This is a genomic window from Nocardia sp. NPDC059154, assembly GCF_042755705.1.
Lineage (GTDB): Bacteria > Actinomycetota > Actinomycetes > Mycobacteriales > Mycobacteriaceae > Nocardia.
This window is the reverse complement of record NZ_JBHZCS010000041.1, coordinates 88803-99984: the sequence shown is the minus strand read 5'-3', so window position 1 is coordinate 99984 and position 11182 is coordinate 88803. Positions and strand designations below refer to the sequence as shown.

General features: G+C 69.4%; 8 protein-coding genes. 6 read left to right on the top strand and 2 right to left on the bottom strand.

Annotation, left to right across the window (positions count from 1 at the left end; genetic code table 11):
• Positions 1–1366, top strand: a 1366-nt coding sequence (locus ACFXN1_RS31145; protein WP_379463727.1) for a threonine/serine exporter ThrE family protein, incomplete at its 5' end; no start/stop codon positions are given.
• Here the strand turns inward: ACFXN1_RS31145 and ACFXN1_RS31140 are convergent.
• Positions 1282–1908 (bottom strand): GDSL-type esterase/lipase family protein, encoded by a 627-nt coding sequence (locus ACFXN1_RS31140; protein ID WP_379435952.1) that lies wholly within the window; start codon positions 1906–1908, stop codon positions 1282–1284. The genes ACFXN1_RS31145 and ACFXN1_RS31140 overlap by 85 nt on opposite strands.
• Before the next feature lie 325 nt (positions 1909–2233).
• Here ACFXN1_RS31140 and ACFXN1_RS31135 point away from each other — a divergent pair, with 325 nt between their 5' ends.
• Positions 2234–4690, top strand: a complete 2457-nt coding sequence (locus tag ACFXN1_RS31135) for a flippase-like domain-containing protein (RefSeq protein ID WP_379435951.1) — start codon at positions 2234–2236, stop codon at positions 4688–4690.
• On the opposite strand, the gene fadD5 is transcribed toward ACFXN1_RS31135, so the two are convergent.
• The gene (gene fadD5, locus ACFXN1_RS31130) at positions 4687–6252 is read right to left on the bottom strand and encodes a fatty-acid--CoA ligase FadD5 (protein ID WP_379400706.1); all 1566 of its coding nucleotides are present in this window, start codon (positions 6250–6252) and stop codon (positions 4687–4689) included. The two genes, ACFXN1_RS31135 and fadD5, sit on opposite strands and share 4 nt — an antisense overlap.
• Before the next feature lie 284 nt (positions 6253–6536).
• Between fadD5 and ACFXN1_RS31125 the strand changes: the two genes are divergently transcribed.
• From ACFXN1_RS31125 to ACFXN1_RS31110, 4 genes are all read left to right on the top strand, one after another.
• Positions 6537–7511, top strand: coding sequence for an NAD(P)H-dependent flavin oxidoreductase (locus ACFXN1_RS31125; RefSeq protein ID WP_379435950.1), 975 nt, complete (start codon positions 6537–6539; stop codon positions 7509–7511).
• 143 nt (positions 7512–7654) lie between these two features.
• Positions 7655–7828, top strand: coding sequence for a type II toxin-antitoxin system VapB family antitoxin (locus ACFXN1_RS31120; protein WP_354840953.1), 174 nt, complete (start codon positions 7655–7657; stop codon positions 7826–7828).
• A gap of 174 nt (positions 7829–8002) precedes the next feature.
• Complete coding sequence (locus ACFXN1_RS31115; RefSeq protein WP_379435949.1) at positions 8003–10705, top strand: acyltransferase domain-containing protein; 2703 nt, start codon at positions 8003–8005, stop codon at positions 10703–10705.
• Between the two features lie 79 nt (positions 10706–10784).
• Entirely contained in the window at positions 10785–11174 is a 390-nt protein-coding gene (locus ACFXN1_RS31110; RefSeq protein WP_379400708.1) for a hypothetical protein, read from the top strand.
• Positions 11175–11182: the final 8 nt, after the last annotated feature.

Sequence of the window (11182 nt, the reverse complement as noted above, 5' to 3'; positions counted from 1 at the left end):
GGAGCAGGGCCCGCCGCCGGAGGAACCACCCATCTCCGCCGACCTGCTGGATCTGTTGCGGCACATGGGCGTAGCCCTCATCCGCTCGGGCGAGACCACCGGCCGGGTAAAGGACATCCTCGACGAACTGGCGCGCCGCTACGAGGCCACCGAGGTGCACTTCTTCGTGTTACCCACGGGAGTGTTCGTGCGCGTACAGGATTCGCGCGGATCGGCGATGGACCTGCTGGAGGCCGACTCCGACACCCTGCGCCTGGATCAGATCGCCGCGCTCTACGAACTCATCGACCGGATCACCAGCGAACTGCCGCCGCCGGCCGAGGCCACCGCGGCACTCGAGCACATCCTCGCCTCGCCGCAGCCGACACCGGTGTGGCGCTTGCTGACCGGCAATGTGGTGCTCACCGTCGGGCTCGGCCTGATGCTCAACCCCACCTCCACCGCCCTGCTCGGCTACATCGTGCTCGGGCTGGCGGTGCAGCTGCTGATCATGGCGGCCGACCGGTTCCGGCTGCTGTACACCAGCCTGCCGGTGCTCGCCGGGGCGGTGGTCACCCTGCTGTCGTTCGGTTTCCCCAATGCGCTCGGCGGCGGCAATCCCTCCCAGCTGCTGATCCCCTCGGTGTCGAGCCTGCTGCCGGGCGCCATGCTCACCAACGGGTCCATCGAGCTGGCCACCGGATCCATGATCGCGGGCGCCAGCCGCACCATCTACGGCTTCAACAAGCTGGTGCTGCTGGCCTTCGGGGTACTGGTCGGGCTGCAACTGCTGGGCACGCTGCCCACCGTGTCACCGCACGCCGGACACGGATTGGGCTGGTGGACACCGATACTCGGGGTGCTGCTGATCGGACTGGGCCACAGCTGGCGGGCCAGCGCCCCGCCGAAATCCCTGGGCTGGCTGCTGATCGTGCTGTACGCGGCGTTCTGCGGGCAGCAGCTGGGCACCCAGCTCGGCGGCGGGCTGCTCGGCTCGTTCCTCGGCGGCATGGTGGCGGTGCCGGTGGCATACCTGGTGCAGCGCTTCAAGGATGCCCCGCCGACACAGGTGGTGTTCCTGCCCGCCTTCTGGATGCTGGTGCCCGGCGGCATGAGCCTGAGCGGGATCTCCGCGCTGGTCACCGAGAACGACCCCAACGGCCTGCACATCCTGGTCACCGCGGTGCTCACCGTGCTCGCCATCGCGCTGGGCGTACTGGTCGGCTCGGGCCTGGTGACCTCGACCCGGGAGCCGCGGCTCCAGGGCATGGTCGAGGACTGGCTGGGACCCGCAACCGAAACTCAGCGCACCAGCGGCAGTTCCGAGCCCGGATCGGCCAGCCAGAGCAGCCAGTGCGGGGCGAGCAGGGCGGCGAACTCGTCGTAGCCGGTCGCGCCCGGATGGAAGCCGTCGCCGGCCGCGACATCGCGCATCCAGATCTGGTTCTCGCGCAACGGCTGATGCACCCGCAGGTAGGGCACCTCGGCCTCGTCGCACAGGTCGGCGAAGCGGGCGTCCAGCGCCAGCAGCCGGGCATTGTGCTCGTCGTCGACATTCGGCGGCGGCGCGACCACCATTGTCCGCCAGCCCTTTTCCCGCGCCCGGCGCAGGATGTCGGCCAGATTGCGCTCCGACTCACCGGGATCGACCCGGGGACGGCCGTCCTCGAGCTGGGTGTCGTTGACACCGGTGGAGATCACCACCCGGCCGTCCGCACCCGCGGGTAGCCGGGGCGTGCACTCGGCCTCCCAGCGGGCTCGCAGCTCGGTGCTGTTCTCCCGTCGGATGCCGAGGTTGTAGGAGGTCAGCGGCTGTCCGGCCGCCGTGGCCCGGGCCGCGAGCCGGCCCGCCCAGCCCAGGCACCTCTGATCACCGACTCCCGCGACGAAGGACTCACCGACGAAACAGACACGGAGATCGAGCACCACGGCCCGATCCTCGCACGCCTGTTCGCGATCTATCAAAGACTCGCATTAAGCAGGAATAGCAGGAATAACAGGCAGGTTCGCGGCCGTCTCGATTCTGGACCGACGGAGCGGAGGAGCGAAGCGGAGGAGCGGAGGAGCGGAGGAGGGAAGAATCGAGACCCCGGGAGCCGCGAACCCGCCCCGGAGCGGAGCGGAGGGGCGAATCAGACACTGTTACGGTTACCAGCGTGTTGGGTGGTCGGTGATGCCGTCGCCTGCCGCATACTCACACCGAGCCGACCATGGGACCACAGCCGTTCCCACGATCCGAAAGCGCGAATAGGACATGCGAGTCGACGGGCGGGAGATTCCCGTCTCCGGCAGCCTGCTGCAGCCGCGGATCCGCCGGACCAGTGACATTCTGCGCGTCGTGCTGTCCGCGCTGTCGGTGGCCATCGTCATCGCCGGATCGCTGATCACCAGGCCGCAGTGGGAGGCGCTGGAGCGCTCGGTCTCCGGCATCGTGGGGTTCCTGACCCCGGAACAGTCGAACCTGGTCTACATCGTCTACGGCATCGCCATTCTCGCGCTGCCCTTCGCTATCCTGGTGCGGCTGGTGCTGCGCGGGCAGTGGAAACTGCTGGCGGGCTTCGTCTCCGCGGGCCTGATCGCGCTGGGCCTGTTCTCCATCACCGGCACCGGCTTCTCCGCACCGCGCTGGCATCTGTCGGAACCGGGACAGGTCAACACCTTCCTGTCGCAGTTCCTCGACGATCCGCGCTGGATCGCCATGCTGGCGGCGACGCTCACGGTGGCCAGCCCGTGGCTGCCCGCGCGGGCGCGACGCTGGTGGTGGACGCTGCTGCTGGCCTTCGTGCCGATCCACCTGTTCGTGTCGCTGGTGGTGCCCGCCCGGGCCGCGCTGGGCCTGGTGGTGGGCTGGCTGGTGGGCGCGGTCATCGTGCTGGTGGTCGGCACGCCCGCACTCGAGGTGCCGCTCGGCGCCGCGGTGCGGGTGCTGGCCCAGCGCGGCTTCCGGGTGACCGCCTTCAAGGTGCTGCGCCCGGCCGCCCGTGGGCCACTGGTGCTTTCGGCGAGCACGGTGCCGCAGCCGGAACTGGGGGCCTCACCCAACGGCGTGCCCGCCGCGGCCGGGACCGCGGCGGAGTCCGGTGAATCCCGTTCACCGGACAATGAATTGATTATCGAGATGTACGGCGCGAACCAGCGCAGCCGCGGCATGCTGCAGCAGCTCAAGCGCTGGCTCACGATTCGCAGCGGCGAGTACCCGGCGCCGTTCGCCTCCATGCGCCGCGCGGTCGAGCATCGCGCCCTGATGGGATTCGCCATCGCCGATCTGGGCCTGGCCAGCAACAAGCCGCTCACCGTGGCGGCGCTGGACCGCGGCTGGATGGTGTACGCGCACACCGTGCCCCAGGGCCGGCCGCTGGCCGCCGCCGACGGGGAGCCGGTGCTGACCCGGGTGTGGCAGGCGCTGCACAGCATGCACCAGGCCCAGATCTCGCACGGCGAACTGCACGCCGAGGAGATCCGGATCCTCGACGACGGCACCGTGCTGTTCGGCGGGTTCGTGCAATCCGAATTCGGCGCGTACCAGGTGCGTTTCGACTCCGACGTGGCCCAGCTGCTGCTGTCCTCCGCGCATCTGTTCGGTGTCGGCCCGGCCGTACGCACCGCGCTCGAAGTACTGGACAAGCAGGCGGTGCTGGACGCCTCGGCCCGGCTCACCAAGACCGCGGTGCCCACCCACCTCCGCAAGGCGGTGCCGGACGCGGGCGAGCTGATGAAGGACATCCGCGCGGAGGTGGCCGCGCAGACCGGGCAGGACAAGATCGAGGCCGCGCAGATCACCCGCTTCTCGCGCAACCAGATCATCCAGCTGGTGCTGCTCATCGGCCTGGTGTACGTGGCCTACCCGTACATCAGCGCGGTGCCCACCTTCGCCTCGGAGCTGCGCAATCTGAACTGGGGCTGGGCGCTGCTGGGGCTGACCGTGTCCGCCCTGACCTATGTGGGTGCGGCAATGGCGTTGTGGGCGTGCGCCTCCGAGGCCGTCAGGTTCGGCAACCTGCTGCTCATGCAGATCGCCAACACCTTCGCCGCGACCACCACCCCGGCCGGCGTGGGCGGGCTGGCGTTGAGCGTGCGGTTCCTGCAGAAGGGCGGCCTGGGCGCGGTGCGGGCCACCGCGGTGGTCGCCCTGCAGCAGACGGTGCAGGTGGTGACCCACGTGGTGCTGCTACTGATCTTCGGCGCGCTGGCCGGAACCTCCACCAACCTGTCGCATTTCGTGCCCAGTGCCACCGTACTGTACCTGGTGGCGGGCGCCCTGCTGGGCCTGCTGGGCGTGACCATGTTCGTCCCCAAGGTCCGCAAGTGGCTGCTCAACGAGGTGCGCCCGCAGCTGGCGGAGGTGGTGGGCCAGCTGAAGGATCTGGCCCGGCGGCCCGGCCGGCTGGCCATGATCGTGGGCGGCTGTGCCACCACCACCCTGGGCATGGCGCTGGCGCTGTGGGCCAGCATCGAAGCCTTCGGCGGCAGTACGACTTTCGTGACCGTCACCATCGTCACCATGATCGGCGGCACCCTGGCCTCGGCCGCCCCGACCCCCGGCGGGGTGGGCGCGGTGGAGGCCGCCCTCATCGGTGGTCTGGCCGCCTTCGGTGTCTCGGCGGGGATCGCGGTCCCCGCCGTCCTGCTCTACCGGGTGCTGACCTGCTGGCTGCCGGTGTTCTGCGGCTGGCCGATCATGCGCTGGCTCACCGCCAAGGACATGATCTAGGCCGAATACGCCTTGCGCAGTTCGACCTTCACGACCTTGCCGCTGGCATTGCGGGGCAGCTCGGGCACGACCACCAGGTGCTTGGGGTGCTTGTAGCGGGCCAGGGACTCGTTCAGGAAGGGTTCCAGCTCTGCGAGGGTCAGGTCGTCGACGCCGTCGATGAGCGCGACCACCGCGACCGGCACCTCGCCCCACTTCTCGTGCGCGCGGCCCACCACGGCGGCCTCGTGGATCTTGGGGTGCGCGAAGAGCACGTTCTCGATCTCGGCGCAGTAGATGTTCTCGCCGCCGGAGATGATCATGTCCTTCTTGCGGTCCACCACGTAGATGAAGCCCTCCTCGTCCTGGCGGACCAGGTCCCCGGAGTGGAACCAGCCGCCGTGGAAGGCCTCCGCGGTGGCCTCGGGCTTGTTCCAGTAGCCCTGCATGAGAGTCGGTCCGCGATAGACGATCTCGCCGACCGTACCGGGTGCGACATCGTTCATCTCGTCGTCGACCACGCGGGCCTGGATGGTGGGGATGGGCAGGCCGACCGAGCCGATCTTGCGCAGCGCGTCCCTGCCCTCGAGCACACAGGTGATGGGTGACATCTCGGTCTGGCCGAACACCGCCACATTGAAGGCGTTCGGGAAGCAGTCGGCCATGGCGCGCAGCACCGTGTCCGACGCGGGGGCCGCACCCCAGCACAGCGCCTGCAGCGCGAGTTTGCGCTGCTTGACCGTCGGCTCCTCGCAGATCAGCTGCCACTGGACCGGCACGCAGAAGGCGGCGGTGGCCTGCTCGGCCTCGACGGCGTCGAGGAATTCGGTGGCATCGAACGCGCCCAGCGGGTGCAGCACGGTCTTGCCGCCGAGCATGAAATACGGGGTGAGCGAGCCCAATCCGGCGATGTGGAACAGCGGTGAGCTGCAGAAGCCGATGGAGTCCGGGGTGATCTCCATGGCCCGGATACAGGTCAGCGCCTGCGCGTTCATGTTCGCGTGGGTGAGCACCGCGCCCTTGGGGCTGCCGGTGGTGCCCGAGGTGTACATGATCAGGCAGGGGGTCTCTTCCGGAATGTCCAGTGGCGCATGCGGTTCGCCCGGCTCGGCCAGGAAGTCGTCGTAGCCGATGACGCCCGCGCCGGTCTGCCCGTTGATGACCACCACCGTGGACAGGTCCGGGGCCTGCCCGGCGACGCCCACGGCCAGCGGCTGCAGCACCGAGTCGGTGACGATGGCCTTGGCCCCGGAGTCGGCCACGATGTAGGCGACCTCGGGCGGGGTGAGCCGGAAGTTCACCGGCACCGCGATGGCCCCGAGCGCATTGATGCCCATGACGGCCTCGATGTACTCGGTGTAGTTCAGCGCCAGGATGAGCACACGATCGCCGAACCCGACCCCTCGACGGGACAGCGCGTCGGCGAACCGCTCCGACCGCTCGTGCAGCTGCTTCCAGGTGGTATCCACGCCCTTGCACTTGAAGGCGACCTGACCGGGCCGCATGGCCGCGTGGGTCGCTACCTGGTTCACCCAGTGGTTGCGACGCGACCGAATCGGCTCGTCTAGCGGCTGGAAGGTCATGCGGTGTCCTTTCACGCTGATCGTCTGTGAGAATATCCCTTAACTTTCTGACGTGACAAGGGTTACAGAGAAGGTTTCACCGAGAAGTTCTCACGGCTTCATTCAGCAGCTCAGAGCACGTATTAGAGCCTGTTAGACACTCGAACGCAGGAGCGGCCATTCCCGGGGTCACTGGTCACAGCCCTGGTCAGGTGCAAACTCCGACTCACATCAGGGTTGTCGCTCCATATGCAACTATGCGAGTATCGGGGCAGTTTGCGAGAGGCAGGGAGAGGACAGCGCCCATGGCACTGAAGACCAGATTCACCGAGACCTTCGGGGTCGAGCACCCCATCGTCCAGGGCGGCATGATGTGGGTCGGCCGCGCCGAACTGGCCGCCGCCGTCTCCGAGGCGGGTGGTCTCGGCATCATCACCGCGCTCACCCAGCCCACCCCCGACGATCTGCGCCGCGAGATCGACCGCGCGCGTGAGCTCACCGACAAGCCCTTCGGCGTGAACGTCACCATCCTGCCGTCGATCAACCCGCCGCCGTACCAGGAGTACGCGCAGGCGATCATCGAGTCCGGCGTGAAGATCGTGGAGACCGCCGGGTCCAATCCGGAGCCGTTCCTGCCGTACTACAAGGAAGCCGGCATCAAGGTGCTGCACAAGTGCACCAGCGTGCGGCACGCGCTCAAGGCGCAGAAGATCGGCGTGGACGGCGTGTCCATCGACGGCTTCGAATGCGCCGGGCACCCGGGCGAGGACGACGTGCCGGGCCTGATCCTGATTCCGGCCGCCACCCGGGCCCTCGACATCCCGGTCATCGCCTCCGGCGGTATCGCCGACGCCCGCGGCCTGGTCGCGGCGCTGGCGCTGGGCGCGGACGGCGTGAACATGGGCACCCGCTTCATGTGCACCCAGGAATCGGCGATCCACCAGACGGTCAAGGAGCAGATCGTCGCCAACTCGGAGCGGGCCACCCAGCTCATCTTCCGCACCATGCACAACACCGCCCGCGTGGCGGACAACGAGATCAGCCGCAAGGTCGTCGAGATCGAGAAGGCCGGCGGCAAGTTCGAGGACGTCAAGGATCTGGTGGCGGGCGCGCGCGGCCGCCGGGTGTTCGAGGACGGCGACCTGGACGCCGGCATTTGGTCGGCCGGTCAGGTGCAGGGCCTCATCGACGACATTCCGACCTGCGGTGAGCTGGTCTCCCGGATGGTCACCGAGGCGGAGGCGCTGATCCAGCAGCGGCTCGCGGGCATGATCGGATAATTCGGGCGAAAGTCCGTACGTCCCAGACAATTACGACAGAGCCCTTGGCATTTCCTGCCAAGGGCTCTGGCCATTCCGGCTATCGGCGCCTGCTGGATCCGTCATGCTTTGAGAACACGACGGATGCGGCGGAGGTGCCTGAAATGGCCATCACTCGAATCTATCTCGACGACGACGCGCTGCGCCGGACCATGGCCATCTCTGGTGTGAACACCGAACAGGACGCGGTGAACCTAGCACTGCGGTTCTTCAGTTCCCATGCCACCGCCGAGGATTTCGACCATCCCTTCCAGGGGCGGACGGCCACGGCCTCGTAATCATGCGGAACGATGACCCCGATGTCTTCGGGGCGGTCGGGTAGGCGCTGACCTGCACAGCGCCGGGTGACGAATTCGCCTGCGCGAAAGCTCTTCTGGCCGCGGCGAAAACTTGGCAGAATCGCCGGTGGTACCTCGACGGCCGACAGCGCGCGGACACGGGAGGGCATTCCTGTGCGGCACAGTACGAGAGCATCGACCGATCCCACCCCGTTCCCCCGGGTGTCGATCGTCGGCGTCGGCTGCCGGTCGACGGGTCTGGAGTTCGATCACGAGTGGTTCGGCATGGATCGCCTCGCGGCCGCCGGGCTCACCCCGCGCCAGCGCACCAACCTCGAGGTCGCCGTGGAAGCACTGGACGACTCCGGATTGGGCTGTCTGGCACCGGCGTCCAATGCGGCGGTGGTCTTCGGCGCGGTCGGCGGCACCAATAGCGCCCACCACCTGTCGCGCGCCCTGGACCTGCGCGGTCCCAGCCTCACCGTGGACAGCCGACGCGCCTCGCCACTGGTCGCCGTGGACATGGGCGTGCGCCTGCTGGCCGACGAAGCCGTGCCCTTCGTCATCGCGGGAGGTGTGGATCTCGCTCTGCTACCGGACATTTCGGACCTTCGGATACCGGTGCCCAGGAACGGCGGCACCGGTGTGGCCACGGGAGCGGGCGGCGGCAATGGCATCTGCACCGTCCTGGTGCTGCAGCGCACGACCGACGCGCTACGAACCCGAACCCGCCGCTACGCCGATATCGGCGGGCCCGCCATCGGCTTCCCCGAGGCGGACAGCCCCGACGCGCACATCGCCCTGGACGACCCCGCACGCCCGGGCGGGACCCCTACACACGACCGCGGCGACGAACCCCCGGTTCTCCTGCCCCTCACCGGACGCGACCCGGGCGCCATCCACGCCCTCGCGCTGCGCTGGGCCGTCGCGATCGGGTCCTATCGCTCGCTGCGCGAATTCGCCTCCGCCACTGCCCGGCTCATACCCGAACCCACCCGCGCCGGGGTCCTCGCCCGCGACACCGCCGAGGCCGCGGCCCACCTGCGCACCCTGGCCCGCCGCATCGCCACCACGCCCGCGATCGCCCGCGCCACGGGAACGGTCACGGCCGCACCCCTCCCACGCGCGGCCACCGGCATCTTCGACCCGGTCCGGACCGATCACGACGGCGGCACGCTCTTCCTCTTCCCCGGAACCGGCGGCCACCCGCGCATGGGACGCGCGCTCGCGGCCCGGTACCCGGTCTTCGCGGCGGCATTGACCACGGCCGTGGACGCCGTGGCGGCGGCCGGCGGCCCACGAGTCTGGACGCCGCGCAATGGCTTCCACCGAACGCCCCCTGCGGGTCGAGGCGGCGACCACGGGCCCGATCGCGCTCGCGAATTCGGCTGCGATGGCGACACTTCGGGCGAATCCGGCGCGGGCGACCTCGTATTCGAGCATTCGGCATTGTTCGCCTTTCAGGTCGCACTGGCCGAATTGCTCGAGTCGGTGGGGTTGCACGCGGATGCGGTGGCCGGGCACGGCGCCGGTGAGGTCGCCGCCGCGGTCGCCAGCGGCGCACTGTCGCTGGACGACGGGGCTCGGGTGGTGGTGGCGCGGGCGCGGCTGCTCGAGCGGGCCGGTGGGGGTGGAGCCGCGGCCGTGCTCGAGGCGACCCTCGCCGAGGTGACCCGGCTGGTCGAGCCCATGCGCGCCGATGTCGCCGTCGCCGCGGTGGACGGTCCGACCGCCATCACCGTGGCGGGCGAGCCCCGCTATATCGACGCCCTGGTGCGGCGGGCCCATCGCCGCACCATCTTCGCCCAGCGCCTCCCGGCCGACGCAATACCCGCCGCCGCGCACCTGCCCGCGATCCGCGACCGCGCCGCCGAATTGCACGGTGAACTCACCGGTCTCGAGGCGAACCTGCCGCAGCTGCCGTTCTACTCGACCACCCGGCCCGGCCCGGTGCCGCGGATGCCGGACACCCGGGCCACCGAGAACGAGACCACCCGCACCGCGGCACCGCCCGCCACGGCGGAGGACCTGCGCACGGACGCCGCCTACTGGGCCGCCAACGCTTGGCGCCCGGTCCACTTGGCCATGGCGTTGGAATCCGCTGCCGCCGACGGGATTTCGATGATCCTCGAGATCGGTCCGGAGCCGGTGCTGACCCCGGGATTGCGGGAGCGCGCCCCGTTCCGGGACCGCGCGCAGGCCGTGCTGTTCCGCGACGACGAGGCGGAGAGTTTTCTGCACACCATCGCGCGGCGCTATCTGGACGGGTGCGCCGTGGACTGGACGGCCCTCGGCTCACTGACGGCCGCTCCACCGCAACGGCAATGGCGCAGACCGGATTCCGGTGCGCGGCGCCGGTGGCGTGACGGCGGCTTCGGCGCGGCGTACCCGGCCGGGCAGCCGCCGGCACCGGCCTTTCCGCCCGTCGAGATCCGGCCGGACGGGACATATGTGGTCGCGGGCGGGCTGGGCCCGCAGGGCGAGGTCGCGGTGCGCTGGCTGCTGGAGGCGGGGGCGCGGGACGTGGTGGTGCTGACCCGCACGCCGCGGCCGCTGCCGGCGGGGTTGACCGGGATGGAGGAGCGGATCGTGGTGATGCGGTGCGACTGCGCCGATCGCACCGATCTGGCGACGGCGCTGCAGGACATTCGCGAGTGCGGGCCGGCCGTCCGGGGCGTGGTGCACGCATCGGGGGAGACGCGACTGGTGGCGGCGGCGAATCTGCTGGAGTTGACGGCGGCGGATCCCACCGATTTCACCGTGCTCCTCACCTGCGTACCCAGTGCGGCCGAGCCGGGTGCGGTGCGCGAACTGGCGGCGGCACAGGTGGATCGGCGGGTCATCTGCGTGGAGTGGGTGGTCGGCCCCGCAGCCTGACAGCCGGGCAAAACGGGCAATTGGGACCGAATCCGCGTGTCCATATGCGACCGGTCGGTCGCACGGGAATGATGACTCCATGGCGGACCCCGAGATCACGGTCAAGTGGAAGAAGGAGCCGGACGAGCACGATTACCCGGCCGCCGCGGACTACCTCGACATGCTGGCGGAGCCGGACATCGTCGACAAGGTCGTCCAGAAGCTGCGCGACGCCCCCGTGGTGCACAAGAAGGCCAAGGACCTGCTGCGCGCCTCGCAGCTGGAGATCCTGCCGACCTACAACCCCTTTGTCCGCCGCGACCTCGCCAAGATCACGGCCGGCCTGGCGCTCTCGCCGATCCTGGTGGTGCGCGGGGACTTCCGCAAGGCCGTGCCCATGCAGATCGTGGACGGCTATCACCGGGTCTGCGCCATCTACTACACCGACGAGAACATCGCGATCCCGGTGAAGATCGCCTCCCTGCCCTGACCGCGTGA

Coding starts and splice junctions, on each gene's coding strand:
- ACFXN1_RS31135 (WP_379435951.1), top strand. CDS start 2,234: ATGCGAGTCGACGGGCGGGAGATTCCCGTCTCCGGCAGCCTGCTGCAG.
- fadD5 (WP_379400706.1), bottom strand. CDS start 6,252: ATGACCTTCCAGCCGCTAGACGAGCCGATTCGGTCGCGTCGCAACCAC.
- ACFXN1_RS31125 (WP_379435950.1), top strand. CDS start 6,537: ATGGCACTGAAGACCAGATTCACCGAGACCTTCGGGGTCGAGCACCCC.
- ACFXN1_RS31120 (WP_354840953.1), top strand. CDS start 7,655: ATGGCCATCACTCGAATCTATCTCGACGACGACGCGCTGCGCCGGACC.
- ACFXN1_RS31110 (WP_379400708.1), top strand. CDS start 10,785: ATGGCGGACCCCGAGATCACGGTCAAGTGGAAGAAGGAGCCGGACGAG.